The 25,477-nt window shown below is 45.4% G+C and carries 29 protein-coding genes; 25 read left to right on the forward strand and 4 right to left on the reverse strand.

Annotated features, from left to right (window positions below; all coding sequences use genetic code 11):
• The first annotated feature begins 44 nt into the window (after window positions 1–44).
• The 23 genes from NSS67_RS05875 to NSS67_RS05985 all read left to right on the forward strand — a co-directional run bounded on the left by NSS67_RS05875 (window position 45) and on the right by NSS67_RS05985 (window position 15,480).
• Window positions 45–542 (forward strand): ArpU family phage packaging/lysis transcriptional regulator, encoded by a 498-nt coding sequence (locus NSS67_RS05875; RefSeq protein WP_339318701.1) that lies wholly within the window; start codon window positions 45–47, stop codon window positions 540–542.
• A gap of 426 nt (window positions 543–968) precedes the next feature.
• The gene (locus tag NSS67_RS05880) at window positions 969–1,382 is read left to right on the forward strand and encodes a DUF6838 family protein (RefSeq protein WP_339318702.1); all 414 of its coding nucleotides are present in this window, start codon (window positions 969–971) and stop codon (window positions 1,380–1,382) included.
• Window positions 1,379–1,558 (forward strand): hypothetical protein, encoded by a 180-nt coding sequence (locus NSS67_RS05885; RefSeq protein WP_339318703.1) that lies wholly within the window; start codon window positions 1,379–1,381, stop codon window positions 1,556–1,558. The genes NSS67_RS05880 and NSS67_RS05885 overlap by 4 nt, the downstream gene beginning before the upstream one ends.
• The gene (locus tag NSS67_RS05890) at window positions 1,558–2,880 is read left to right on the forward strand and encodes a phage tail sheath family protein (RefSeq protein WP_339318704.1); all 1,323 of its coding nucleotides are present in this window, start codon (window positions 1,558–1,560) and stop codon (window positions 2,878–2,880) included. Before NSS67_RS05885 ends, NSS67_RS05890 begins: the two co-directional genes overlap by 1 nt.
• Window position 2,881: 1 nt before the next feature.
• Window positions 2,882–3,352 carry a phage tail tube protein gene (locus NSS67_RS05895; protein WP_283909203.1) on the forward strand — a complete coding sequence of 157 codons (471 nt, stop codon included), beginning with the start codon at window positions 2,882–2,884 and terminating at the stop codon, window positions 3,350–3,352.
• A gap of 119 nt (window positions 3,353–3,471) precedes the next feature.
• The gene (locus tag NSS67_RS05900; RefSeq protein ID WP_042131197.1) at window positions 3,472–3,894 is read left to right on the forward strand and encodes a phage portal protein; all 423 of its coding nucleotides are present in this window, start codon (window positions 3,472–3,474) and stop codon (window positions 3,892–3,894) included.
• Between the two features lie 26 nt (window positions 3,895–3,920).
• The gene (locus NSS67_RS05905) at window positions 3,921–4,073 is read left to right on the forward strand and encodes a hypothetical protein (protein ID WP_197071250.1); all 153 of its coding nucleotides are present in this window, start codon (window positions 3,921–3,923) and stop codon (window positions 4,071–4,073) included.
• 12 nt (window positions 4,074–4,085) lie between these two features.
• Entirely contained in the window at window positions 4,086–6,110 is a 2,025-nt protein-coding gene (locus NSS67_RS05910; RefSeq protein ID WP_339318705.1) for a hypothetical protein, read from the forward strand.
• A 1-nt stretch (window position 6,111) separates the two neighbouring features.
• On the forward strand, window positions 6,112–6,864 hold the full coding sequence (locus NSS67_RS05915) for a LysM peptidoglycan-binding domain-containing protein (protein WP_339318706.1): 753 nt from the start codon (window positions 6,112–6,114) through the stop codon (window positions 6,862–6,864).
• 9 nt (window positions 6,865–6,873) lie between these two features.
• A complete protein-coding gene (locus NSS67_RS05920; RefSeq protein ID WP_339318707.1) occupies window positions 6,874–7,836 on the forward strand; it encodes a hypothetical protein in 963 nt (320 codons plus the stop codon).
• Window positions 7,837–7,841: 5 nt separating this feature from the next.
• Window positions 7,842–8,138 carry a DUF2577 domain-containing protein gene (locus tag NSS67_RS05925; protein ID WP_339320509.1) on the forward strand — a complete coding sequence of 99 codons (297 nt, stop codon included), beginning with the start codon at window positions 7,842–7,844 and terminating at the stop codon, window positions 8,136–8,138.
• A complete protein-coding gene (locus tag NSS67_RS05930; RefSeq protein ID WP_339318708.1) occupies window positions 8,135–8,566 on the forward strand; it encodes a DUF2634 domain-containing protein in 432 nt (143 codons plus the stop codon). Before NSS67_RS05925 ends, NSS67_RS05930 begins: the two co-directional genes overlap by 4 nt.
• Window positions 8,559–9,617, forward strand: coding sequence for a baseplate J/gp47 family protein (locus NSS67_RS05935; protein WP_339318709.1), 1,059 nt, complete (start codon window positions 8,559–8,561; stop codon window positions 9,615–9,617). Before NSS67_RS05930 ends, NSS67_RS05935 begins: the two co-directional genes overlap by 8 nt.
• Window position 9,618: 1 nt before the next feature.
• Window positions 9,619–10,032 carry a phosphoglucomutase gene (locus tag NSS67_RS05940; protein ID WP_339318710.1) on the forward strand — a complete coding sequence of 138 codons (414 nt, stop codon included), beginning with the start codon at window positions 9,619–9,621 and terminating at the stop codon, window positions 10,030–10,032.
• A gap of 1 nt (window position 10,033) precedes the next feature.
• A complete protein-coding gene (locus NSS67_RS05945) occupies window positions 10,034–11,056 on the forward strand; it encodes a DUF2793 domain-containing protein (protein WP_339318711.1) in 1,023 nt (340 codons plus the stop codon).
• Between the two features lie 11 nt (window positions 11,057–11,067).
• The gene (locus NSS67_RS05950) at window positions 11,068–11,403 is read left to right on the forward strand and encodes a hypothetical protein (protein WP_082651214.1); all 336 of its coding nucleotides are present in this window, start codon (window positions 11,068–11,070) and stop codon (window positions 11,401–11,403) included.
• A 3-nt stretch (window positions 11,404–11,406) separates the two neighbouring features.
• The gene (locus NSS67_RS05955; RefSeq protein ID WP_339318712.1) at window positions 11,407–12,018 is read left to right on the forward strand and encodes a putative phage tail protein; all 612 of its coding nucleotides are present in this window, start codon (window positions 11,407–11,409) and stop codon (window positions 12,016–12,018) included.
• 11 nt (window positions 12,019–12,029) lie between these two features.
• Window positions 12,030–13,436, forward strand: coding sequence for a hypothetical protein (locus NSS67_RS05960; protein ID WP_339318713.1), 1,407 nt, complete (start codon window positions 12,030–12,032; stop codon window positions 13,434–13,436).
• Window positions 13,437–13,453: 17 nt separating this feature from the next.
• Complete coding sequence (locus NSS67_RS05965) at window positions 13,454–13,759, forward strand: hypothetical protein (RefSeq protein WP_339318714.1); 306 nt, start codon at window positions 13,454–13,456, stop codon at window positions 13,757–13,759.
• Window positions 13,756–13,881 carry a hypothetical protein gene (locus NSS67_RS05970; RefSeq protein WP_339318715.1) on the forward strand — a complete coding sequence of 42 codons (126 nt, stop codon included), beginning with the start codon at window positions 13,756–13,758 and terminating at the stop codon, window positions 13,879–13,881. Before NSS67_RS05965 ends, NSS67_RS05970 begins: the two co-directional genes overlap by 4 nt.
• Complete coding sequence (locus NSS67_RS05975; RefSeq protein WP_339318716.1) at window positions 13,881–14,492, forward strand: XkdX family protein; 612 nt, start codon at window positions 13,881–13,883, stop codon at window positions 14,490–14,492. Before NSS67_RS05970 ends, NSS67_RS05975 begins: the two co-directional genes overlap by 1 nt.
• The gene (locus tag NSS67_RS05980) at window positions 14,493–15,185 is read left to right on the forward strand and encodes a M15 family metallopeptidase (RefSeq protein ID WP_339318717.1); all 693 of its coding nucleotides are present in this window, start codon (window positions 14,493–14,495) and stop codon (window positions 15,183–15,185) included. It begins immediately after the preceding gene.
• Window positions 15,186–15,198: 13 nt separating this feature from the next.
• Window positions 15,199–15,480, forward strand: a complete 282-nt coding sequence (locus tag NSS67_RS05985) for a holin (RefSeq protein WP_339320510.1) — start codon at window positions 15,199–15,201, stop codon at window positions 15,478–15,480.
• Between the two features lie 102 nt (window positions 15,481–15,582).
• On the opposite strand, the gene NSS67_RS05990 is transcribed toward NSS67_RS05985, so the two are convergent.
• The 4 genes from NSS67_RS05990 to NSS67_RS06005 form a co-directional block, all read right to left on the reverse strand.
• Complete coding sequence (locus NSS67_RS05990) at window positions 15,583–16,893, reverse strand: MBL fold metallo-hydrolase (protein ID WP_339318718.1); 1,311 nt, start codon at window positions 16,891–16,893, stop codon at window positions 15,583–15,585.
• Window positions 16,890–18,569: an iron ABC transporter permease gene (locus NSS67_RS05995; protein WP_339318719.1), complete on the reverse strand. Its 1,680-nt coding sequence runs from the start codon at window positions 18,567–18,569 to the stop codon at window positions 16,890–16,892. The genes NSS67_RS05990 and NSS67_RS05995 overlap by 4 nt, the downstream gene beginning before the upstream one ends.
• A gap of 5 nt (window positions 18,570–18,574) precedes the next feature.
• Window positions 18,575–19,654, reverse strand: coding sequence for an ABC transporter substrate-binding protein (locus tag NSS67_RS06000; RefSeq protein ID WP_339320511.1), 1,080 nt, complete (start codon window positions 19,652–19,654; stop codon window positions 18,575–18,577).
• A gap of 90 nt (window positions 19,655–19,744) precedes the next feature.
• Window positions 19,745–20,713, reverse strand: coding sequence for an ABC transporter ATP-binding protein (locus NSS67_RS06005; RefSeq protein ID WP_339318720.1), 969 nt, complete (start codon window positions 20,711–20,713; stop codon window positions 19,745–19,747).
• Between the two features lie 167 nt (window positions 20,714–20,880).
• Between NSS67_RS06005 and NSS67_RS06010 the strand changes: the two genes are divergently transcribed.
• Together NSS67_RS06010 and ppc are read left to right on the forward strand one after the other, a co-directional pair.
• Window positions 20,881–21,774 carry a LysR family transcriptional regulator gene (locus NSS67_RS06010; protein WP_339318721.1) on the forward strand — a complete coding sequence of 298 codons (894 nt, stop codon included), beginning with the start codon at window positions 20,881–20,883 and terminating at the stop codon, window positions 21,772–21,774.
• A 236-nt stretch (window positions 21,775–22,010) separates the two neighbouring features.
• The gene (gene ppc / locus NSS67_RS06015) at window positions 22,011–24,803 is read left to right on the forward strand and encodes a phosphoenolpyruvate carboxylase (protein WP_339318722.1); all 2,793 of its coding nucleotides are present in this window, start codon (window positions 22,011–22,013) and stop codon (window positions 24,801–24,803) included.
• Window positions 24,804–25,477 lie beyond the last annotated feature (674 nt).

The raw sequence follows: 25,477 nt of genomic DNA on the forward strand, positions 1-25,477 counted from the left end.
CGCAACTTTAATATCATTCTGTCAAACCTAAAGGAGTGCATATAATGATGAACTTATCCGCTTTACCAGAGTTGGACCGTCGCCGAACCCAGGTCGCTATAGAGAGCATGTTGGAGAAGTACCGTATTTTTAAGACCGTTACATTTGAAGCTAAGGAAGCCAGTACTACTTATTCTTATACAGAAAGATTTCATGGTCCTACGAATACTGTTACTGATCAGACTGCTGCGATAGCTTCTTATAATGTGGATATACCGGCTGCTAGAAGGGCTTTTTGTTCGGCGATAGACACTGTGGTAGAGAGACTCGATACGAGGGAGCAGCAATTAGTAAGAGAGCGTTATATGAAAAGAGACGAAACGTACGATTATACGATTTACAATCATGTGTTTGATCCACCGGTAAGTAAGGATACTTACGTGAAGATACGCTCGAAGGCTTTTTACAAGATGGCTTTGGCTTTAACAGATCTCGGTCTACTATCCCTTAACACCTTAATAACAGCACCTAGAGTGAAGAAAGAGAAGATTAGTATTACCTAAGTGATATAGATGGTTATAAAAGACTGTATCATCCGAGTGGATGATACGGTCTTTTTTTATTGATTTTATGATCCTCCGAAAAACCGCTCTATACCATCCCAAAGCTAGCTTAAACCTCGTCGGTATACCGTCTCTGCAAGGCAAATAGGGGTGTATATTTATAACATGGCAAATGAAGCAAAAAGAACACCGCAAGAGCATGAATGCTCTGCTAATCGTTCCGCCCAAGTGGTGATGAGAACAAATCTAGCGGTGAAAGATTCTTTTGGCATTAGCCTAGTGTAGAAGGGATATTATCCAGCATCGGATGGTATCCTTTTTTGTTCTTAAATCTAGTAGAGGGGGTGTCTTCTTAATGTTAATGCAATTGAAGGTTAACACCATCAAAGATCGGCGAACCGCCGCAGTTCAGAAAGGAATGGAGTGATGTCGGTACAACAATTACGAGAACACATTACGAGTGCGCTGGAGCGGTATTTTCCAGATGTTCCTGTGTATGTGGATGGGGAGAAACCTCAGACGGCTTATTTTTATCCTGGACTGATCTCAGCGACACTGGATCGGCAGCGGGAAGGCAGATATTTAGCGGTCTATCGCTTTGGTATCCGTTATGAACAAGGAAGCCTGCTAGAGGCCGAAAGAATGGCTGATGAGTTAAGTGAAGCAATGGCAGGGATGGAGCAAGATGGCGGTTCTTTTCGTGTAGTTAGGCAAGCCTGGGAAGCTGGGGGAGAGGGGCATGGTCCTCTTTTTACAACGGACTACATGGTGTATTTGCAAAGTGAGAAGCCTGCCCCCTTTAAGATGGGCCAAATGATAGGAGGAGAAAGATTGAAATGAGCACAAAGGTGAGTAATGGAGATCGTTTTGGTAAAGAGCAGATTGTGAATTCATCGCTGTTTACGGCTAAGGAAAAGGATGTACTGAACGTTATTTTGCAGGATGACAAAAGCTATACGATCGAAGAATCGAAGCAATCTATGGGATTGTTTATTAATAAGGAGGTTTTGAACTAATGGCAGGCGGAACATGGACAACTCAAAACAAGGTGCGCCCCGGGGTGTACGTAAATGTAGCATCGAATCAAGGTGCCATCGGCAAAATGGGAGAACGCGGGATTACTGCTTTGGCACTTGCCTTATCTTGGGGAGAACCTGGAGTGATGATGAAGATTACCCCGCAGGACGATGTAAATAAGCTGCTAGGTTATGATTTGGAGCATCTATCATTGCTGCCAGTACGTGAAGCGCTGAAACGGGCAGGAACTTTGCTGCTCTATCGATTGAATGAAGGAGTTAAAGCGGCGGTAACTAATAGCGGCCTCCAGGTAACTGCTAAATATGGTGGTGTACGCGGAAACGATCTTTCAGTTGTTATTGAGAAGAATATTGAGAATAATGCTCTTTTTGATGTGAAGACACTGCTTAATGGAACTGAAATGAACAAACAAACGGTTGGAACGGCTGAAGAGTTAGTCGCCAACGATTATGTTCAATTCCAGAAAAATGGAGCAGAAGGCTTGATGCTAACCGCAGGGATGCCGCTTATTGGTGGAGCTAATGGTACGGTTACAAACGGCGCGCACAGCGATTTCTTATCTGCTCTTGAGGTACTTGAGTTCCAGACGGTTGGATTAGTATCGCAGGATAGTACGCTTAAGGCGCTGTATAGCTCTTGGGTAAGACGACTGCGGGATACAGAAGGGAAGAAAGTACAGGCTGTACTATCGGATTATGCAACTGCGGGTCATGAAGGTGTGATCAGCGTGAAGAATGGGGTAGTGCTAAGCGACGGTACTACGATTGATAACAACAATGCCGTTGCTTGGGTGGCAGGCGCTACGGCTGCTGCTGCGGTGAATCAATCGCTGACTTATCAGGGATATGACGACTCGGTTGATGCTGATGTGCGGCTTAGCCATTCTGAGACGACAGCAGCTTTGCTGCAAGGTGAACTGCTCTTTACTTACAGTGGAGGGCGTGCTGTGGTGGAACAGGATATTAACACGTTTACGGCATTTTCTCCGGACAAAGGCAAAGCGTTCTCCAAAAATCGAGTGCTCCGCGTGCTGGATGGAATTGCGAATGATCTAAAGCGTATTTTTGAAAACTACTATATTGGTAAGGTAGCAAATAATGAAGATGGACGAGCTTTGTTCTGGTCACAGTGTGCGACTTATATGAATGATCTGCAGGATATGGGTGCAATTGAAGGCTTTAACGCGCAGACAGATGTTGTCGTTGTGGCAGGTGCTGATAGCGATAGCATTGTGCTCGACGTGGCTGTGAAGCCGGTAGATTCCGTAGAAAAAGTATATATGAAAGTGAAGGTGGTTTAAGATGGCATTTTTGAAAGCTAGCGATACGATTTCCGGCCAGGAGGGCCGTGCGTATGCCGTGATTGGTACGCAAACTGAAGAGATGTTCTATGTGAAAACACTTGAAGCTACGGTAGAAAAAACAAAGGCAGAAGTGAAGACACTCGGCCGCCGGGGAGTTCAGCATAAAGCGACTGGATGGTCGGGCAGCGGTTCGATGACGATTTTTTATATGACTAGTCGTTTCCGTCAGATGATGCTCGATTATATGAATACAGGTGTCGATCAGTATTTCGATATTGAGGTTACGAACGAAGATCCATCGTCCAGCGTGGGCGCGCAACGTATTATTTTAAAAGGCGTGAACCTTGATAGTGTCATCATGGCCTCTCTGGATACAGAATCAGATGCGCTGGAAGAAGAAGTGAGCTTTACGTTTGAGGATGTGCAGATTGTGCAGGCTTTTGGAGCTCCGGCAGGCTCCGGAAATTAATAAAGGCAACTAGATAGGAGCAAGTAAGGCCCGGGCGTGCAGGTGAGCGGCGGGTCTCTTCTCTGTCTAATTAGTATTAGTAGTACTAGAAGAAACTAAATCATTTTAGGAGGAAGACAATGAGTGAATTAAGTTTGTTTTTTGCGCAAAATGTAGCATGTGACACGACCGAGGAGTTTGTGGTATCGCAGCGTTTTAAGGATAAGGAAGGTAATGCAGTTGCTTGGAAGCTGCGCAGCATGAACGAAGATGAGAATCAGGAATGCCGTAAAGCGGCTACCCGTAAAGTCAAAGGCAAGAACGGAGTATATACCTCCGAGATTGAACCGAACGATTATATGGCTAAGCTTATGACCTCAAGTGTAGTGCATCCGGATCTAAAAAATGCCGAGCTACAGCGTTCATATGGTGTTCTTGGTGCTGAGACACTGTTGCGTAAAATGCTGCTTCCGGGTGAATTCGCGGCACTTGGTGAACGGGTGCAAGCTCTGAATGGCTTCGGCACAGATATGAACGAGCTGGTGGATGAAGTAAAAAACTAATCAACGAGGGCGACAGCGAAGCCAACTTGGCTTACTACGCCCTCCACGAGCTGCACATTTTACCGCATGAGCTGATGAAGCTGTCTTCACGTGAACGTGCCGCAATTTATGCGATGATCGCTGTTCGGGTGGAGAAGGAGAAGCGGGATCAGGCACGGAGTAAGGCGAGGAAGAGATGAGGGGGTGAATGAATGGCAGGTATGCAAAACAATATAGCTGGAATCCAGCAAGTCTCCAACCAATGGATCAATGATATAACCAATCAAATTACAACTCAGGTTTCTGCAAATATTTCAAATTCCTTTTCCGCAACCTTGAACCGAATCAGTATGAAAATAGTCAATAAACCCGTGTACAACATCACTAACAATTACAGTGCAGCTTATACCAGAATTCAAGCTTCTATTGGAGGTGCGGTACAGGCTCAGGAGAAACTAAACGACGCGGCAGAACAAGGAGCAGCGGGTGCTGAACAGCAGGCGGGTACATGGGAAAAGATTACCGGTGCTTTTGGGAAAGCCAAGGGTGTGCTGGAAAAAGTTAAAGGAGTTATGGAAAAAGTGCTTGCGCCTGCGGCCGAACAGCAAAAGTGGGAAGATCTTTTTAAAGTAAAAACCGGAAATGCTGATGTTGGGGTGGCTATGTTTGATAAATTCAAGAAGAGAGCACTAGAAACCGGGCAGGATGTAAATAAGTCCATGGAAAGTGTCTTGTCGTTTTATCCTAAAACTCAAAATACGGATCAGCTAGATAAGCTCATGGATTATTCCACAAGGCTCAGTATGATGTCTCCGGAGGGGAAAGATATTGGTGATACTTCATCGGCGATTACTTCTGCTTTTGATGGCGATTCTAGTGATCTAGCATCATTACTTCAAGTAGATAAAGAAGCGCTTGGTGGTCTTGATTTAGTGGCTGGGACAGGCAATATGGAAGCCTTTTTAAGTACTTTGGGAAATATTATGACAACGTCAGGGATGACGAGTGATTCGCTACAAACCATGATGGATTCACCCGTTAATCAATGGCAAGCTCTTCTTGGAAACTATAACAACTCTCTGGCTGGTATGGGAGAAGGCGCTCTTGCGGCATTGTCACCACTATTAGGCATTCTTAACCAGGCATTTTCAGATGGAAGCTTTCAGCCAATTATCGATGGGATAGCGATTGGACTGGCGATACTTGCACAAGTATTCTCGCAGGTCGTACAAGGTGCATTGTATCTCTGGAGTGTTCTTAGCAACCCTGTTGTTTTGCCGATTGTTTTGGGTGTTGTTGCTGGAGTTATTGCCTTAGCAATCGCGATGAATGCCTCAACAATTGCAACTAGAATTTCATCTATTGCTACCGGAATTGCTACCGCAGCCCAAGGCATTTTCAACGCTGTGATGAGTGCAAATCCAATTGCACTTGTAATAGGGCTTATAGTTGCACTTATAGTAGCATTTTTAGGGATTGTGGCAGCCCTTCAGCCAGTGAGGGACTTTTTGGCGAATATGTTCAGGGGACTGGGGCAGCTCGTTGCAGAATTTGTGGGCTTTGTTATCGATCTTTGGACCGGATTTGTTAATGGTATCATTGGCGCTGTGAACTTTTTGCTAGATAGTATAAATAAAGTAGTTGGAGCTGTTGGCAAATTTATTGGTATAGAGTCGGAGATCAATCTTCATATTGAAGAGGTTGATAGCAGTCAATTCAAAAAGGATTTGCAAATGGATATTGGAGCTTCTTTTAATGCAGGGGCAGAAAACATCCAAAATTTTGATATTAATGCGTTGAAAGAAAAATTGAATATAGGAGGGAATACGAGTAATGAGAACACGTTAAATCAGTGGAATACTACCCATTCAGGGGATTTGTCAAAACCTTTGCCAACGCCTACCGTACCTGAAATTGCAGTAGTTCCTTCGATGAATACACCTTCAGCTACGGGTTCTTTTCAAAATGCAGGAACTCCAGGTAATCTAAACACCGTAAACCGCGTGAAGCAACTCGACTCCATCAACGACACCGTAGATATCTCCAGCGATGATCTGAAAATGCTGCGTGAGCTGGCGGAGATTCAGGCGATCCAGAATTTTGTGCAGCTGACGCCGACGGTGCAGGTAACAACTGGAAATATCAACAATGCTGGAGACATTGATACGATTATCAACAAGATCGGGCAAAAGCTGAACGAAGAGTTTGTCTCTACAGCGCAGGGGGTGTATACGTAACGTGGAAGAGTACGGGATTTTTCTTGGTTTTAATAATCAGGCGGAAGCATTCCGGCTACCAGTCAACCCGGAGACCTTAGAGATTAAGGAGAGCGGGGATGGAAAAAGTTATACCATTATCGATCTGGGTGAGATCAACACGATTGCTTATCCGAAGCTTACGGAGATTACCATTGAAAGTATCTTTCCGGCACAAAGGTATCCGTTCGTATTGGTGCAAGAGGACGGGCTGAAGAGACCTTTTGAATATGTGGAGCTGATTAAGAAGTGGATGACGAGTCGTAGGCCTATTCGCTTTGTGTTCTCCGGGGTGAGCTATGCTGATGATTTGAAAAAAGCTGATGGGAAGCTAAACGACGCGAAGAAATGGTTAAAGGAATCATCGACTAGTGAGGATAAATCCATAGAAATTGATTTTGGTGTGAATATGGCTATGAGTATCGAAGGCTTCAGTTGGAAGCTCAGTGCGGGTACGTCAGGGGATATTGAATATTCGTTGTCTCTCAAAAAGTATGTTTTCTATCAGGCGGTAGCTGTAAAAGTCGTCAAGGATGAAGTGAAAGTAGTGCAGAAGCGAGCGAATGAAACTCCCAAACCTACTACGTATACCCTGAAATCTGGAGACAGCCTATGGAAAGTTGCAAAAGAAAAGCTTGGGGATGGCGATAGGTGTTGGGAGATCCAAAAACTTAATGGCATTAAAGATAGTGAGCTGAGGAAGCTTCCGATCGGTAAGGTCATTAAGCTGCCGTAGGAGGATGTTATGGAACTGCTCGTGAAGAATAAGGAAGGTAATATATGGGATATATCTGGCATCGTCTCCGATATTTCTTGGAAAACGGCCCGCTCAGGAAAACCGGCAACGCTAGAGTTAACACTTGTGGACAGTGGAATCTATCAGCATCCCAAGTTCGGAATCAGCAACGGTGATATTATTCAGTTCAGTAAAGATAATGTGGATGTATTCTACGGATTTGTGTTCAGTATTGATACAGGCTCGGATCAGGAGATTAAGCTGACTGCCTATGATCAGATGCGTTATTTGCTGGGCAATGGTAGTTATGTTTTACAGGATGTTACGGCTAGTGACGTCATCAAGAAAATCACAAAGGATTACGGACTGCAGACAGGTGTACTGGAGGAGACGGAGTACCGCATTCCCTCTTTAATCGAAGATAACAAAAAACTGATGGACATCATTATGGGAGCGATCGGTAGTGAGCTTCAGTATAAGGGGCGTCTGATGGCTTTTTACGATGATTTTGGCAAGCTTACACTGCGTAAACCGGATTCTATGCTGCTTAATCTGGTGCTGGGAGCGGGGCATTATCTGTACGATTATTCGCTCAAAAAAAGTATTGATGAAGATACGTACAACACCATTTTTCTATACAAGGATAATGAGAAGTCTGGTAAGCGTGATTTCTTTCCGGTTAGCGATAAGGACAATGTGAAACGCTGGGGTATCCTGCACTTGTATCAGAAGGCTGATGATAAGGCGAATGTGGCACAAATTCAGGAGAAAGCAAATAATCTGCTGAAAATGCACAACCGTGAAAAGCTTAGTCTCTCCGTACAGGCGATTGGTGATATGCGCGTAAGGGCTGGTAATTTCATTTATGTCCTGCTCGATGAATTTAAGACTCAGGTATTTCTGGTGGACCAATGCAGTCATAAGATTTCCGGTGGGGAGCACACGATGTCCCTCGATATTAAGGTGGTGTAGAGATGATGTTGGATATTATTAAAAAAGCAAGTCTAGGAGCCGTGGGAAATACAAATCCTGTGGCTTTTTCTTATGGGACGGTAACGGAGGCAGCTCCTTTGCAGATCCAGGTGGATCAGCGGTTTATTTTATCGGGAAATGCGTTAGTGCTGCCTGAATCGGTAATGGAAAGTAAGATCGAGCTAGATGGTAGAGAAGTAATAGTGCGTCGAGGACTTGCCTCTGGTGATCGGGTTCTGATGGTTCGAATGCAGGGCGGACAAAGCTATATTGTTCTGGATCGGCTGGTGAGTCCGATATGATTCCTGCGATTGGAAAAGCTGGACCGATAACTGCCCTTCTTGAAGACGAGGTCAATCTTGAGCGTGGGGAAAGCCCCAGCCTAACATACCGAATGGATTGGGAGAGAAAAAGGATTACAGGCCAAACGGATGGTCTAGAAGCAGTTCAACAGGCGGCGTCCAAAATTTTAAGAACGGTTAGATTTGAACATCTGATTTACAGTTCGGATTATGGCACAGAGTGGCAGCTGGTGCTTGGCAAGGATCGGTTGCTTGTTAGAGCTGAAATTAGACGTATCGTTAGTGAGGCTTTGCTTCAGGATGAACGAATCCTTAGCTTAGAAAATATTGAGATTTCTTTTAACGGAGATAATCTAACTTTTGACTGTAAGGTGGTCACACGTTATGGGAATTTTCAGCTGAGAAAGGAGTGGAATGAGGATGTATGAGGATCAGACGTATGAGGCTCTTTTGGAGCGGATGCTGGACCGGGTTCCGTCAGGTCTGGATAAACGCGAGGGTAGCATCATATATGACGCGCTGGCACCGGCAGCAGCAGAGTTAGCGCAGATGTATATCGAGCTGGATGTGAATAATAATCTGTATTTTGCAGATACAGCGACCGGTGAATACTTGGAACGAAGTATCTCCTGGTCAGGAATTGTTAGGCGAGAAGCGAGCAAGGCGCAGCTGAAGGGGATTTTTTATAAAGCGGATGGAGGATTTGTGGATGTTCCACTCGGTAGCCGCTTTTCTCTCGATATGCTGAATTATATGGCTGTGGAGAAGCTATCACCTGGAGTGTATCGGCTAGAAAGTGAAACCGCTGGAGAAGAAGGGAATCGATATTTTGGTTCTTTGCTGCCAGTGGATTATATTTCAGACCTCGCGCGCGGAGAAATAGCTTCTCTTCTGATCCCTGGGGAGAACGCCGAAACGGATGAATCGCTACGCCAGCGTTATTTGGATTCTGCCAGACGCCCAGCTACTAGCGGTAATAAATATCACTATATGGAGTGGGCGATGCAGGTTGCGGGGGTGGGAGGTGCGCGTGTTTTTCCATTATGGAATGGTCCTAAGACGGTGAAGGTGATTATCGTAGATGCTGAGAAACGTCCTGCTTCTGAGCTGCTGGTGACTAAGGTTCAGCATTACATTGATCCGGTCGCTGGAGCGGGCGAAGGGCAAGCCCCCGTAGGTGCAGTTGTAACTGTAGCGTCGGCAACGGGCAAAGGTATCAGTATAAGTGCAAAAGTAACCCTTGCTTCAGGCTATGCGCTGCAAGCTGTAAATGAAGAATTCAAGGCGATTCTTGAGAGTTATCGTAAGGAGAAGGCTTTTTCAGCAACCTATATTAGCCAGTCTGTAATCGGTGCACTATTGCTAGCTACTGAGGGTGTTGCGGATTACAGTGAGCTGAAGCTGAACGGTGGAGCGGGCAACGTAATGTTGAACGAAGAAGAAGTACCGTTGTTCGGCAATGTTTTACTGGAGGTGTAGCATGGGGTATCCAGAGCAAATTGATATTTTTCAAGAAAAGCTTAATAAAAAAGCAAATGGTAGCAGCTATGTTATCGAAGAGAGATTATCGCTTGTAAATGGTATGTACAGTGGTGTGCTTGCGCATGACAACATTAATAATCAGACCATCGCCGTGTACACGGGGTCACAGTATTCCGGGATTGAGTTACGCAATTTCACTGTGTCTTTTCCGGATGAGGCGCCATGGCGGCGGTTGATTAAGATTTTTGCCGATGTGCCAGAGGTATATGTGACTTACGAAACTCCCGGGGATACAGTTGAAGCAGAGGATATTAATGGTTTGCAGGGGAGTCTTACAGCTGTCCAAAGTGAACTAGAGCGTTATAAGAATAAGGGCCAGATTGACGGAGGATCTTTTAGAAGAGAGGTGTAAAATGGCACAGACTATACAAATAAAGCGGGGAACAAAGGCTGAGCTAACGAGTTATGGAGTTTTGAGGGCGGGCGAGCTTGGTTTTTGCACGGACACTAAGGAAGTTTATATTGGTGACGGCACGTCCAATTCCATGGTCGGCAGGGCGCTGTCAGGGCCAGAAGCCTCGCGTCCGGTTGCAGGAGCCGTTGGTCGTTTGTATTACGTGACTACGGGTTCGAATAGCGGATATTTATATTTTGATGATGGGGTAGCTTGGCGGCGGGTGAATTCGCAGAAGCTTAGCGATCTGACAGGTACAATCGACGATATCGCCGATGGAGCAACTTATGCGAAGGTGCTTAAAGCGGATATTAGTGCGGGGCATATCAACAAAGTATCGGATGGCACGAACGTAAAGACCGCGGCTGAGATTAAGACTCATATTGATGATGTGACCAAGCACCGGACGATCAATGATGCCGGGACTACGATTACAGATTTGTGGTCAGCGCAAAAGATTAAAAATGAAATTGAGCTGGCCAAGCATAACATCGAACCGCAAGCGTCGGTAAAAGATCAGAACCTGCTGGCTCCACCAGCCAGTCCAGTTGAGGGTGATCGATACATTATTCCAGCGGGAGCAACCGGGGCATGGGCGGGGAAAACGAATCAAATCGTGGAGTACCAATCTGCTGCTTGGGTATTTTATGTTCCTGCCGTAGGCTGGACTGCTTACGTCGATGATGAGCAGAAGATTTATAGCTGGAACGGTAGCGCATGGGTGCGCACAGGTGGTGCGTTACAGACTATTACCGCTGGTAACGGGCTAATCGGCGGCGGTCAGGCCGATGCTGTGACGCTGAATATTGGTGCAGGTAATGGGATCACGGTTACTGCAGACGCGATTACAGTGACGGCTGGAAAAGGTATCACTGTAGATGGAGCCGGTGTAGCTGTAAGTGTGGATGGAAGTAGCATCATTTATGATGCAGCGAATGGCAATAAACTTACCGTAGCCAGTATTGATGGCGGAACATTCTAGGGGGCGGGACAATGGCTTTAAAGACATTGATTCAAATTCGCCGTGGATTGGAAAGCGCGATTGGAGCACTAGCTATTGGTGAGCTTGGCTACTGTACAGACACTGGCAAGCTATACATTGGCTCTGCTGCAGGGAATGTCTTGCTTGTTGCGGCGCAAAGTACCGGGGATATGCTGAAAAGCATTTACGATACGAATAACAATGGCAAGGTGGATTTTGCGCAACAAGCGGATAGTGTAGCTTGGGCGGGGGTAGCGGGTAAACCAGCGGTATTCCCTCCGGCGGCGCATACACATGATTATTTGCCCAAAGGCCCCCTAACCTGGAATCAACTGAAGGGGGTGTAGAGGATGAGTTACGCCAGCTCTTTATACAGCGAATTGCAATATTCCGCAGATAAAGATTCGAACCATCCGGGTGAAGTCGAGGCGCCTGATCTAATGCAGTATTTACCGGACTATTATAAGGATGTCCGCGAAATGGAGAAGCTTCAGGAGACCATCGGGCTAGAAATTGGTGGACTGAAGATAGGCACTATAGATGTACTGGATCAGGCATTTGTTGAAACGGCAACGGTAAGTCTTGGACGTTGGGAGGCTGAGCTTGGACTAAATATCGATTCATCCAAGTCATATGCCACGCGCCGAGAGATGATTAAGGCGAAGCTGCGAGGAAACGGGACGACAACACCGGAGATGATCCAGCGGACGGCGTCCGCTTTTTCAGGTGGAGTGGTCGAAGTTAAGGAAGTGCCTGATGAGTATCGTTTTGAGATTCATTTTGTGAGTACGCTGGGCATTCCTCCGAATATGGCAGGGTTAATTCAAATTATTGAAGAGATTAAGCCCGCGCATTTAGCTTATGAATTTGTGTTCAGCTATACGTGGTGGGACTCCGTTAAAGCTTTGACCTGGGAGAATGCTCACAGTAAGACATGGAACGAATTAAGAACTTATAGATAGGAGAGTGACACATGCAAACCACAGGGAATTTGGGCTTAAAAAAGCCAGAGGGAACAGATATTGTTGATATTGCCGATTTAAATGGGAATATGGACATCTTGGACAATGCCGTTACTGGCAAGGTGGATAAAGTTACTGGGAAACAGCTGTCCACGAACGATTACACCACGGTAGAGAAAACGAAGCTGGCGGGGGTTGCTACGGGAGCAACGAACTATACTCACCCAGCTACCCATCCACCAGCTATTATTGCTCAAGACGCTAGTAATCGGTTTGTTACTGATGCTGAAAAAACGGCGTGGAATGCTAAAGCCGGTACAGCCGTAGCTACAACTGCTATGAATGGCTTGATGTCTGCTGCGGACAAGACACTACTGAATAACAACACTGGATTCGGTACTACGGCTGGTACAGCCACCGCATATACCGTTACTCTTAGCCCGACACCTACTGCGCTGATAGCAGGACTTAAATTTAGTTTCAAAACACATATTGCTGGCGGAGCTAATCCTACACTCAATCCTAATACTTTAGGGGCCAAAGCAATCAAGAAACCCAATGGAAATGGGGCAACACTTGCCCTGAACGGAGTTTACACGGTTGTATATGATGGCACGGCTTTTATCTTACAGGGTGAAGGGGGTGAGTATGGTACAGCCGTAGCAGCGGACGTAATAGCGGGTAAGACGATAGGGACAGAGGGCGGACTAATTGATGGCGCGATAGTACAAAGAGGTGCTATGGACGGATACACTAATTCCGTTAGTGCAGCATGGGCATCGGGTGGTGGATGCTGGGTCCGAATACCAGCAGGAGCATATTTGAAAACTACGGCGGTAGGAAACCCCGAAATACGAGTCACTGATCCTAACGTTGTTCCTGCAAATTGGCTACGAGGGGTATCAATGTTTGGGCAGGATGGCACGATAGTCAATAGATCTGTGGAGAATAATCACTCTCCGTCAAATTCTGCTGAAGCGTGGGTGACAGGCGAGGTGTTTTTAATGCCTCAAGCAGGTTATTACAACGGTTCTACTTGGGTAAAGACCGCGTTTCCCACGCTCATACCTAGTAACGTACGTGCGGGTGTACCCATAGGGACTCTCATTGGTACGCTACAGCCTACCCAGTCTGCAAGAGGCACTACTTACGGCCCCGGTTCAATCACTATTACAGGGCTAAGTTTTACTCCAAAAGTATTCACCTTTTCTTACAACGAAGCTAGCACAACTGGATGGACTAATGTGACTGGTTTTTGGGTTGATGATGCTATAACTATAAGAGGCAATATATATGGTGTTACAGTGGGCGGCAGCAGTATATCGGTTACTTTTACACCTACTGCGGGCGGTATTACCGTAACTAATTCATATAATCAGATTGTAGCTCAAGAATATAAATGGGTGGCTTGGGGCTAAGAGAGGGAGTGAATATAATGCAAATAGGCAGAAAAATTTATTATGATAACGCCACAGGTAACGTATTAGTTGATACCGGAGAGCGTTCCGGCGATGTGGTGGAGACAACACAGGCGCAAGATTTCGCCGCCTTTGCAGCACTAGCCGAGCGGGTACCAGAGACAGTTGGCGTTATTGCGTTAGAATATGGAGAACACGCGCATGACTTCGCAGAGTGTAACGGCTACCGGGTAGATGTAAAAACGGGAAAGCTGAAGTTTAGCTATCCAGATCCTAACGTTGATCCAGTCGAGCCGCAGGAGCCGCAATACATCGGCCTTTGACTAAACAGGTGGAAACGCTACAGGTTGACAATGCGGGGTTGTTGCTAGAGTTAGCACAAGTGCAAGCAAGGCAGGACCAGGCTGACATGCTCCTAATGATTGTGCAAGGAGGTGCAGCTTAATGAACTGGTATGTGACGATTAAACGTTATTATATGGCAGGATATTATACAACCGATCAGGTACAAATTTTTGTCACCGCTAAGAAAATCACTACTGAACAAGCTATAGAGATTATTGGAGATAGCGCCACTTACAGGCGTTTTTATTTTGCCCTCGTATCTGTTACGAGGGCTGTTTTATTTATCACTTTAGAAGGGGGCTGTTATATGACCATTGTGGGAGTGAATTCAGGAGGAGGCGATGCTGAAGCAGCGCCCATTGAGCACCGTTTAGAAGATGTTGAAAATAGACTGGTAGTCATCCAAGACGAAATCTTTAGATTTGGAACGGAAAATCTAAGTTTTAGTAATGAGCTTCTAATATTAAAAGAAAAACAATCACGCCATGAGGAAGATGTGAAGCAAATTAAACAATCGACGGTGGAAATGAAAATTCAATTTAACGAGATTATGAGGCGGTGGGACACGTTAGATTCGCGAGTGTTCCAGCTATTGCAACAATCTCAGACGGACAGTAAGAGCGAACGAAAAGTGTTTATCGATTTACTTAAATACGTTCTGGCGGGAACTATTTTTGCTATTATTGCCTTTTTATTTAAAGGAGGGGTATAGATGCTCACTTTGTCCCAAATCAAAAATAAATCAGCCCTACGACTAACCAACCTTCACCCCGTAGTCCGTTCCGCTGCTACTGCTCTTATCGAACGCTGTTACAAGCTTAATATCCCCATTCTCATCACGCAGGGTCTTCGCACAATTGCCGAGCAAGATGCTCTTTACGCACAAGGACGCACCAAGCCTGGAGCGATTGTTACTAATGCGCGTGGTGGGTATAGCTACCACAATTATGGATTAGCTGTAGATTTTGCTCTTTTGCTACCGAATGGATCGAGTGTGTCATGGGATATGCGCCGGGACGACAATAACAATCAGATTGCAGATTGGCAGGAGGTAGTTAAAGAGGCCAAGGCACTTGGGTTCGAATGGGGTGGGGATTGGACTAGCTTCAAGGACTACCCACATTTTCAAATGGCGTTTGGGTTAACACTTACACAGTTACGAGCAGGGGCCAAGCCCTCAACATCCGCAGTGGAGGCAGCGTACAAGATTTTTAATCGAAAGGAGGCGGAAGACTTGAAGGGTGACGTTATTGCCATTGTAAAGGTTAACGGGGTTAAGGTTGCAGATGGAGTGCCTGAAAAAGGCATCACTTACGTGCCAGTACGTGTTATTGCAGAAGCACTAGGCGCTCAGGTAGGTTATGATTCCGTAACTCGAACGGTTGAGATTACAAGTACACACTAAGGAGGAATGGATGATGGAAGCTGGAAATCTTTTAGATGATGTGATGGCGTTTGCTTCTATATTAGCTGTTTTCGTATTGGCACTGGTTCAATTGGTCAAAAATAGTATCAACATCCCGCGGAATGCGGTCCCGATTATCGGACTATTGATAGGTTTGCTCATTGGTGCGGCAGCGTATCCTTTTTCCGAACTCGATTTAGTTCTTCGCCTGTGGGCTGGAGGACTTGCAGGGTTGTCTGCAACGGGGTTGTTTGAGCTAGCTTTTAAATATCGCCCGGGAACGACGAAAGAGTAAATGGATAATAGGTTCGAATCATAGAAAAGGGCTGTTCCAAAAAGTCTGAATAGACCTAAGGAAGAGCCCGATTTTCTCCAATTGAGATTACATAGTTAAGCTTCAGAACGAAAGCGTACTTCCAGGCAGCAAAGAGTACAGCCCAGTAAAACCTTCTCCTTCTAATATAGAAGTAACATGATCGATATGAGGTTTGGGGGCATGAACGAGAACCGTCCGGTGGCTGGGAACTGTTTGGAGCATTTTTCGAATGTCCGGTAAGCCTTGGTGGACTTTATAGCGTATGAGTGAGATTGAACAGTGTATATCGCTAGATTCTTCTATCTTAGATTGTTTAACAAGATGATGTCCAAAGCTTCCGGCCGCCAAATGTCCCGTAAAAATCACATGGTTGTCAGGAGAAGCAGAGAGCTGGTGAAAGTACGCTTGCGCTTTTGTCGACTGCATCATCCCGTCATTCGTAAATATGATTGCGCCCTTGAGAATTAACAATGCCTTTGCGCGTTCGTCTGAATTAGATACAATGCACAAGTTCTTTCTATTAAAAAGCGCATCTACGCGCAGAAGAGCATACTCTTTCAGCCAATCTGTCTTGCCGCTTAACGCTCTTAAAGGTGCCATGAGCTCTTCTTCGACGATCAGTGGATTATCTGGGAAACACTCGCTTGCCCATACGATCAATTCCTGGCTTCTGCCATGGGTAGGCACTGGAAGGAGGACTGATCCCCCTTTTTGCAGGGTGTTACAAATCGTTGACTCTAATTGCTGTAACTTTATAAGCTGCTCATCAGGATCCGCGCCATAAGCGGCATCGACAATGGATAAATCGACGACTTCTTTAGCCCCGGCTTCCATAATCGTGGGTGAATCTGCTATGAGCAGCTGCGACTCCCGCGTATAATCCCCCGAGAAAAATACGGATTTGCCCTCCAATTCGAGGATCAACCAAACCGAACCTGCTAAATGTCCGCTTCGCCCCCATTGTATTCGAAGATTAGGTGCAATCCTCAGCCAAGTCTGAGGGGGGATATGCTCCTCCAAATACATGAACTGAATAGATTGCTTATCTATTTCTCCATAAGGTAGTGATGCGGACTGAGCAACCACGTATTTATCCCATGCATCGAAATAATCGGGAAGCTGTTTAACGGTAGCTTTCGTTGTCCATACCTTACCTGAATATCCGTACTTATATAGTAGGGGAAGTGCTATGGAATGATCCTCATGCGCATGGGACAGAAACACTGCCTGCAAATGGGGGATGATGTCTGTATCTAGCAGGGGGTATTCACCTGGACCTTCTTTTTTGACACCACAATCGAGTAGAATACCAGATTGCCCATCTTTGTTCTGCAAAAGATAGGAGGAACGGCCATGCTCTCCGGCCCCTCCCCAAATTGTTAGTGTGCTCATCGTTGTCTCCGCTTTCTATCTGGGCTTAAATATTCTAATACTAGTAGCAATATAGTGGTAACGCCGACAGAGATCACTGCCATGGCCATCCCCATCGCTACAGCACCTTGTTCAAACTGGGCAAAAATATAGGTTGCCGATGTCTGCATTGAAGGTGGAAGAATGAGTAAGGAGGCTACCAGTTCCCGATTGGAAATGGTGAAGGTCATCATCCAGCCAGCCACCATCCCCGGAAGGATGAGAGGGAGCAGGATACGGCGGAACACATAAAGCTTGCTCCCACCGAATACTTGTCCCGCTTGCATGAGGGAAGAATCGATCTGCCCATAGCTCGCTTTTACATACTGAACAGTATAAGGAAGAAAAAGTACGACATAGGTTAGTACAACCATCCAATAGGTATTATAGAGCGGGATAGGCATCCAGCGAGCATTCCATAGCAGGATTAACCCTACTACAATTACAATTCCAGGGACCGTGTTCGGGAGCAAACTGAACAGATCTGTAATTTTTTGCTTGAATGTAGCCCCTTTTCCTACGGTTAAGGCAAACCAAGTTCCAAGAATAACAGCGATACTGGAAGCGATGATAGCTAATGTGAAGCTATTCAATAAGGCCTCAAGACCTTGAGAACCTGGTGATAGCAGCTCTGCATAATGTTTTAAGGTTAAATTGCTCCAAGATACGCCTTCTCCTCGCAGCTTCAATAATGAGGCTGTTATGATTGAGAAATAAGGAATGCCGATGGACGCGAGAAGTAATAGAACAACATACCCCCAGCTAAGAACTCCTACAATTCCTGTGCTTTTATAACGTTTAGTGCGTGTTCCTTTTCCGCCAATTAGGCGATAGGAGTAGCGGCTGCTAATTAGAGTTTGGATATACCACATGACGAGACAAACTCCGAGCAGCAAGGAAGCCAGTGAAGTAGCCTTTCCAAAATCTATTGGCCAACTAGAGATGTACTTATGGATCTCAGAGGTCAGAACGTAAAAGCCGATCCTACGACCAAAGGTCGCAGGGGTACCAAATTCGGCAATCGTTTTGACGAAGATGAGAAGAGCTCCAAGCCCATAGCTGGATAACAGCAAGGGAATGATTACTCTTTTAAATCTGTAAAAGAACGGAGCGCCATGAACAGAGGCTGCTTCCTCCAGATTGCCCCCGATCTGCAAAAGCGCATTGCGCAGCAGTAAATACAGGAAGGGGAATAGGTGCAGGCTCATGATCAGCACCATCCCTCCATAGCTAAAGAAATACGGAGTCAGCACGGAGGATGCAGGCAGAAGCTGCTCCATATACCCACCCGTCTGCATAAACAACATCCAGCCCATTGAACCAATGTAAGGCGGCGTCATAAAAGGGATTAGTAGTACAACATCGAGCCAATTATGATGCCCTAAGTCCGTCTTAGCCATAATCCAGGCCAAAGGTAGTGCAAATAGCGTAGTTAGTAGAATAACGCTTACCCCGAGTCCGATAGAATTCAGCAGTACCTCTACCAGATCATGACTACCCATAATAGTTCGTAGTGGCGCGGCTATATCCAGCTGCTCATTCGGATAGATACTGGTCCAGAAGATGAGCAGGAGTGGCAGCAGTACGAGCACTGTAAGTATAAATAAAGCAAGACCGCCGCTCACCCATTTAAATGAGCGTAAAGAGTTAATATTCATTACGCTTATTTAAAAATTTGTGTGAAGGTCGTGGAAACTTCATCGCTATGTTCGTTCATCCATTCCCATTTCACATCAAATGTCTTAATTTCTTCGAGATTCGCACGATTCTCTGCTTTCACATCGGTTCTGCCTGGCAATAAGTAGGCTTTGGCTACAAGGGCTTGGGCTTCATCAGATAGAAGATAGTCGATAAAAGCCTTGGCGTTATCTACATTCGGGCTTGTCTTAATAATCGCGGCTGGACGTGGGCTGATTACCGTTCCTTCGGCAGGATAAACGATATCCACTGGTTCTCCTGCAGCTTTTGCTTTATAAGCCATATAATCTACGCCTGCGGCAACTACGGATTTGGCTCCGGTAATTACGGGGTCGAGTGCTTCCTGATTGGCGCCCGCCATCGCTACTTCATTGCTTTTGTATTGTTTAAAAAGATCCCAGCCGCTGTCCCCTTTAGCGCTTAAATATCCAGTTATGAAATCTAGAGCCGAACCTGAAAGCGAAGGATCGGGAATGTTGACGGTTCCTTTCCATTCGGCTCTGGTGAGGTCATCCCATGAGGTCGGAGGGGTGCTTACTTTTTTGGTATTGTAGACAATCCCTAGTGCGGATGCGCTGTAACTGAAATAATTACCATCTGCTGTGTCTGACCAATCGCTAACGAGCTTATCTGCATTAACCGCCTCTTTATATGGAAGCAATAATCCGTCGTTCTTCATCCCTTGCATGGACGGAAGAGAGGCGAGGACAACAACATCAACCACCGGATTGGATTTTTCTGCTTCCATACGGGCTAATATTTTTCCAGTAGTGCCTTGGAACATTTCGACCTTTACACCAGTTTTGGCTTCAAAGCCTTCTTTAATTTTAGTGGCCAGACCTTCAGGGCCTGCACTGTAGACGACAAGATTGCCACTCAGAGCTTTCTCTGTTGGTTGTGGTGCTTCCGTTTGAGCTGTAGTGTTAGCGTTTGAAGTTGGATTGCTAGCGTTAGCTGCAGATGTGTTAGAGGAGCTACAGCCGGCCAAACTTGCACCGATTATAGTTGTTAGAAGAAGTGCGCTAAGTCCTTTAGTGTTATTTATTTGTTTCAATGTGATTGCCTCCCTAATATTTTTGTGTGCATCTTGCTGCATGGAACAGCATCATAAGGAGCTGTTCCATGCAGTGGACGCTTAATTCAGGTGATGGATCTGGTGCTCAGAAGCGTAGAGCTGGATTGTTTCTCCAACAGGTAGACGTTGATCATGATAAGCTGTCCAAGCAGTTCGGTTCTCCATGTCCAGAATGACCTCATAGCGATCACCCATATAGCTCACATGTCGAATAATCCCTTTAAAAGGAAGAGAGGAAGCATCCTCCCGAGTCCAACGTAAATGTTCTGGACGAAGCATTTGCTTATCAGGAACGATCCAGTTGGATTTTCCAATAAAGTGGGCTACAAAAGGATGACTTGGTTTTCGATAAATCTCCTCAGGAGAGCCTGCTTGTAAAATAACTCCACCTTGCATCACAACGACTTCATCTGACATAGACATCGCCTCGGTTTGATCATGGGTAACATACAGAGCGGTAATGCCCATGTTCCTCACTAAGGAGGTTAACTCCAGCCTCATTTCATCTCGCAAGACCGCATCCAGTGCACTTAAAGGCTCATCGAACAATACGAGTTGGGGCCTAGTAACTACGGCTCTGGCAAAAGCAACCCGTTGCTGTTGTCCACCGGACAGCTGATGGGGAAAGCGGAGCTCCAAGCCTTCCAGCTTTACGGATCGAAGCGCTTGCTGAACCCTAATCCGTAGATCCTTCTTCTGCTTAGAGGCACGAAGTCCGAAGGCAACATTCTCAAAGACAGTTAGATGCGGCCAGAGTGCGAAATCTTGAAAGACCATGCCAAAGTTGCGGCTATGAATGGGGCGACTAATTCTGTTACTGCCTGAGAAAATAAACTCCTCATCCAATAGGATTTCTCCCGCATCCGGTGTTTCCAGCCCAGCAATCAGACGGAGTAGTGTTGTCTTTCCACAACCTGAAGGACCGAGTAATGTCGTAAAGCTTCCAGCGGGAATCTTCAGATCTGCAGCCTTTAAGGCATGCACATCTCCGAACTTCTTTTCCAATCTGTGGATTGTAATTTCCTTCATCTCTATCGACCTGCCTGTTCTTAAGCTTGTTCTTAGTGTAAAGGAAAACAATTCCCGCTATATTTGCTGAATGTAACTGTGAGATTAACTTTTTTGCCGATTTATTTTAACATTCATAGAATTCTTCTATGTTACCGTTTAGTAAATAGGCGAGGGAGTGGAAAATAATGAACCTTAACTTAATCAAGCTGGAAATCGTGGAACTGCTCAATAAACATAAAAAAATAACCACAGTCGCCGATAAACTCGGACTGAAGCAGCCCACTGTTACGTACCATTTGAAGAATTTAGAGCAGCAATTGGGAGAGAAGTTATTTGAATCCAGAATGGATAAAATGATTCTTACGGAGAGCGGCAAAGCGTTCCTTCATTATGCGATTAAAATAAATGCACTTGCTGCTGAAGCGGAGCGGGTTGTAAAAGAGTTCAGTCAGGCGGGTCGGGGAACGCTTAAGATTGGCGCCAGTTACGTTCCAGCTACTTATATTCTTCCGAAAATATTGGGGTTGTTTGGAGAACAACATCCGGGGATTACGATCTCTTTATCGGTTAAGCCTTCACCAGTGATCAAAGAAATGCTTGCCAGTCATGAGATTGACCTTGGTATTTTGTCTACAGAATCTTTTTATCTACCTGATCTGCATACTCAAGCCTTGTGCGAAGACGAACTTGTTCTTGTTTTTGCACCCTCCCATGAATTTGCTAGTTTTTCTAATTTAAACCCAGCTATGATTGCTTCAGCGAGTTTTATATTACATGACAAGGAATCAAGTACACGCCAACTGACGGATAAATGGTTTGAGCGTGAGGGGAATGAACCTAGAACCTATATTCTACTGGATTCACTAGAGGCAATTAAGCAATCGCTTATGAGTGGAAAGTACGTTTCTTTTATATCGCGACTTGCTGTGGAAGACGAGGTAGCCAGAGGAAGATTGCTAATACGCACCATTCCAGATTATAATTTTCAAAGACATATTTATTATTCATATAACCGCGATCGTCATTATTCTCCGCTAATTGGCCTGTTTATCGATCAGATTCGCATGATCCGTATTTAAATACACATAATGAAGGCATGCTAGAGACATTATATATTAGAAAGAATACATAAAATATAAGGACTGTATAAATTGAGAAATTGGTGTATAATCTTAGATACTGTGTCGCTTTACAGCACAAAAAAGTTGGAGATTTTCACACGGTTTTATTGTATGATATGAGGAAAGCTTTAATAGACGATATTTAGACAGACAATAATTAACACATTGATCCGGAAGAGAATGGGGGGAGCAGCATGACCGAACTTACGACTACCGTCAGCAAAAGCAACTCTAACAATCTGCTGCGACGGGACGTACGGTTCTTGGGGAACATTTTAGGAGAGGTCTTGGTTCACCAAGGCGGTAACGAATTGCTAGAGATCGTGGAGAAGATTCGCGAAACCAGTAAATCGCTGCGCTCACTATTTTTACCTGAACTGCACAGTGAATTTAAGGAGTTAATCAATTCTTTGGATCCGGAGAACCGTCATCAGGTAATAAGAGCGTTCGCCATTTATTTTCAGCTCGTGAATATTGCCGAACAGAACCACCGGATTCGCCGTAAACGTGACTATGAACGTTCAGCTGGGGAGACAGTCCAACCCGGTTCTATAGAAAGCGCGATTAAAGAGCTTCGTGAACGTGATTTCTCTCATGAGGAAGTTAACGAGATTATTGCAGGATTATCTCTGGAGCTTGTAATGACGGCACATCCAACGGAAGCTATGCGCCGTGCGATTCTCGATATTCATAAGCGGATATCTGATGATGTTATGGGTCTGGATAACCCTACCTTAACCTTCCGGGAGCGTGAACAGCTCCGTGAGAAGTTATTAAATGAAGTGATTACGCTATGGCAAACGGATGAACTGCGTGACCGCAAGCCTACAGTACTCGATGAAGTGCGTAATGGGATGTACTATTTCCACGAGACTATTTTCCATGTATTGCCGGACGTTTATCAAGAACTTGAACGTTGTCTAAGCAAGTACTACCCAGGACAGAACTGGCATGTGCCAACGTACTTACGTTTTGGTTCATGGATTGGCGGAGACCGTGATGGTAACCCTTCGGTGACTTCAACCGTTACCTCACAGACGTTACGTATGCAGCGTAAGCTGGCGATTCGGGAATATCAGCGGATTATGCGTGAACTCATGAAATATCTAAGCTTTAGCACAAGTATTGTTAAAGTGACGCCTGAGCTAAAAGAATCCATTGAAGCTGATCGCGAGATCATTAATCTTGGCAAAATGGAAGAATGGCGCAATGATAACGAGCCTTACCGTATTAAACTTAGTTATATGATCTCCAAGACACAAAATGTTATGGATGATGAGAAAAAAGGCTCACCGGAGCGTTATGCTTCACCTCAAGAATTCATCGATGATTTGAACGTGATTGACCGCAGTTTACGGCATCATTATGCCGATTATGTGGCCGACACTTATATTAAGAAATTGATCCGCCAAGTGGAGCTGTTCGGTTTCCATACGGCGACACTTGATGTGCGTCAGCACAGTCAAGAACATGAGAATGCTATGACTGAAATTCTGGCGAAGATGAACATTACGCCGGATTACTCCAAACTGACTGAGAATGAAAAGATTGAGCTGCTGGAGAAACTTCTGAATGATCCACGGCCGATCACATCTTCTTATCAGACGTATAGTGAAGGCACGGAGGAATGTCTTGCCGTGTACCGGACGATCTTCGCTTCGCAGGAAGAGTACGGCAAACAATGTATCACCAGTTACCTGATCAGTATGGCAGAAGCGGCAAGCGACATTCTGGAGGTTATGGTCTTCTCTAAAGAGGTAGGACTATTCCGCAAAGATAATGACGGTACAGTCGTATGTACGCTGCAAGCTGTGCCACTTTTTGAAACGATTGATGATTTGCATGAAGCACCGCAAATTATGAATAGATTGCTCAGCATGCCTATCTACCGCGATGCGGTAAGAGCAATGAATGATTTGCAGGAAATCATGCTTGGATATTCGGATAGTAACAAAGATGGCGGCGTGGTTACTGCTAACTGGGAACTACGTGTTGCATTGAAAGAGATTACAGCTACAGCCGATAAGTTCGGAATCAAGCTGAAGTTCTTCCACGGTCGTGGTGGAGCGCTCGGCCGTGGAGGCATGCCGCTTAACCGCAGCATTCTTGCTCAGCCAGCCTCGACGATTGGCGGCGGCATTAAGATCACCGAGCAGGGAGAGGTTATCTCCTCCCGTTATTCGATGCAAGGGATTGCTTACCGCAGTCTAGAGCAAGCGACATCTGCGCTTGTGACTGCAGCGATCAATGCGAGAATTCCACAAGCGGATCTATATGAAGAGAAGTGGGATGAGATTGTTGCCCGTATCTCTGAAGTTTCGCTTCACAAATATCAGGATTTGATATTCCGTGATCCGGACTTCCTGACTTACTTCAAAGAGTCAACACCTCTGCCTGAGGTTGGAGAGTTAAATATTGGTTCACGTCCTTCTAAACGGAAGAACAGTGACCGCTTTGAAGACTTGCGTGCAATTCCGTGGGTATTTGCATGGACGCAAAGCCGTTATTTGCTTCCAGCCTGGTATGCTGCTGGAACCGGACTGCAGAGTTTCTATGAGGGTAAGGAAGAGAATCTGAAGATTATGCAGCATATGTATGAGAACTTCTCATTCTTTACTACACTGATAGATACGCTGCAAATGGCTATTTCAAAAGCGGACTTGATCATTGCTAAGGAATACGCCGGCATGGGCAAGAACGAGGAAGCCCGTCAGCGGATCTTCGGCCAGATTGAAGAAGAATTCAAGCTGACCTCTGAGCTGATCCTGAAGATTACAGGCCAGCAGGATATTCTGGATAACGTCCCTGTGATTCAGGAGTCGATCAGACTCCGTAATCCTTACGTTGATCCACTTAGCTACCTGCAGGTTCAATTGCTATCTGAGCTTAGAGCGCTCCGTGAAGTCGATGGAGACGATAGCGAATTGCTGCGCGAAGTATTGCTTACCATCAACGGCATTGCCGCTGGTCTTCGGAATACCGGCTGATCCCTTGAATCAGCATATTTATTACTTATAAAAGTCCGCCCATCGGGGCGGACTTTTTGTGCTTGTATAGGAAATTATGCACGGTCATCATCTGTCCAAGAGACTCCATAGAAGCATCATAGACCGAGAAATAGCGATGCACTGTGGCACACGAGTTATGGACTTTGCCAGAATTGCCAGAAATGAGTGCAAAGGATGCATGAAAGGAGTGGCGGAGCCCGTTGTTTATCTACTTCTGTATAGGAGTACTGTCTGCTCGCACACATAAACTTTTTAATGTTTTTATTTCTCTGCTTCAGGGTCAATCCGCTGACTATAGGGAATTATTACCGTGAAATCCTCTACCCACTGGAGTTCTTACTCGCCAAATCACCGAAAACGCTGCGGACAGTACAACAATGTCTGCTCTGTATGCGACAAATTTAAACTAACAGAACCCTATACAACCGACGGGGTGATTTTGTGCCTAATACGAGCTGCATTGCTCATAAACTAAATATTGTGCTGCGAAGTGAATCTTTTGTCCTTGAAAAATTGTAAAAATATTGTGGTGATGTCCCAATATTGATCTTTCTTGCACCTACCCAAGTAACCGAGATGTAATCGGGGGTAAATAGTGTGGCACTTATTATTCAGGTGATGGAGCAGCGTAGAGAATTTTTGGAACTGTAGGA

Source organism: Paenibacillus sp. FSL R10-2734 (assembly GCF_037963865.1).
Lineage (GTDB): Bacteria > Bacillota > Bacilli > Paenibacillales > Paenibacillaceae > Paenibacillus_AQ.

Coding starts and splice junctions, on each gene's coding strand:
- NSS67_RS05880 (WP_339318702.1), top strand. CDS start 969: ATGTCGGTACAACAATTACGAGAACACATTACGAGTGCGCTGGAGCGG.
- NSS67_RS05925 (WP_339320509.1), top strand. CDS start 7,842: ATGTTGGATATTATTAAAAAAGCAAGTCTAGGAGCCGTGGGAAATACA.
- NSS67_RS05995 (WP_339318719.1), bottom strand. CDS start 18,569: ATGAATATTAACTCTTTACGCTCATTTAAATGGGTGAGCGGCGGTCTT.
- NSS67_RS05950 (WP_082651214.1), top strand. CDS start 11,068: ATGGCTTTAAAGACATTGATTCAAATTCGCCGTGGATTGGAAAGCGCG.
- NSS67_RS05955 (WP_339318712.1), top strand. CDS start 11,407: ATGAGTTACGCCAGCTCTTTATACAGCGAATTGCAATATTCCGCAGAT.
- NSS67_RS05985 (WP_339320510.1), top strand. CDS start 15,199: ATGGAAGCTGGAAATCTTTTAGATGATGTGATGGCGTTTGCTTCTATA.
- NSS67_RS05975 (WP_339318716.1), top strand. CDS start 13,881: ATGAACTGGTATGTGACGATTAAACGTTATTATATGGCAGGATATTAT.
- NSS67_RS06005 (WP_339318720.1), bottom strand. CDS start 20,713: ATGAAGGAAATTACAATCCACAGATTGGAAAAGAAGTTCGGAGATGTG.
- NSS67_RS06010 (WP_339318721.1), top strand. CDS start 20,881: ATGAACCTTAACTTAATCAAGCTGGAAATCGTGGAACTGCTCAATAAA.
- ppc (WP_339318722.1), top strand. CDS start 22,011: ATGACCGAACTTACGACTACCGTCAGCAAAAGCAACTCTAACAATCTG.
- NSS67_RS05960 (WP_339318713.1), top strand. CDS start 12,030: ATGCAAACCACAGGGAATTTGGGCTTAAAAAAGCCAGAGGGAACAGAT.
- NSS67_RS05900 (WP_042131197.1), top strand. CDS start 3,472: ATGAGTGAATTAAGTTTGTTTTTTGCGCAAAATGTAGCATGTGACACG.
- NSS67_RS05895 (WP_283909203.1), top strand. CDS start 2,882: ATGGCATTTTTGAAAGCTAGCGATACGATTTCCGGCCAGGAGGGCCGT.
- NSS67_RS05875 (WP_339318701.1), top strand. CDS start 45: ATGATGAACTTATCCGCTTTACCAGAGTTGGACCGTCGCCGAACCCAG.
- NSS67_RS05930 (WP_339318708.1), top strand. CDS start 8,135: ATGATTCCTGCGATTGGAAAAGCTGGACCGATAACTGCCCTTCTTGAA.
- NSS67_RS05940 (WP_339318710.1), top strand. CDS start 9,619: ATGGGGTATCCAGAGCAAATTGATATTTTTCAAGAAAAGCTTAATAAA.
- NSS67_RS05910 (WP_339318705.1), top strand. CDS start 4,086: ATGGCAGGTATGCAAAACAATATAGCTGGAATCCAGCAAGTCTCCAAC.
- NSS67_RS05935 (WP_339318709.1), top strand. CDS start 8,559: ATGTATGAGGATCAGACGTATGAGGCTCTTTTGGAGCGGATGCTGGAC.
- NSS67_RS05885 (WP_339318703.1), top strand. CDS start 1,379: ATGAGCACAAAGGTGAGTAATGGAGATCGTTTTGGTAAAGAGCAGATT.
- NSS67_RS05945 (WP_339318711.1), top strand. CDS start 10,034: ATGGCACAGACTATACAAATAAAGCGGGGAACAAAGGCTGAGCTAACG.
- NSS67_RS05980 (WP_339318717.1), top strand. CDS start 14,493: ATGCTCACTTTGTCCCAAATCAAAAATAAATCAGCCCTACGACTAACC.
- NSS67_RS05990 (WP_339318718.1), bottom strand. CDS start 16,893: ATGAGCACACTAACAATTTGGGGAGGGGCCGGAGAGCATGGCCGTTCC.
- NSS67_RS05965 (WP_339318714.1), top strand. CDS start 13,454: ATGCAAATAGGCAGAAAAATTTATTATGATAACGCCACAGGTAACGTA.
- NSS67_RS05890 (WP_339318704.1), top strand. CDS start 1,558: ATGGCAGGCGGAACATGGACAACTCAAAACAAGGTGCGCCCCGGGGTG.
- NSS67_RS05920 (WP_339318707.1), top strand. CDS start 6,874: ATGGAACTGCTCGTGAAGAATAAGGAAGGTAATATATGGGATATATCT.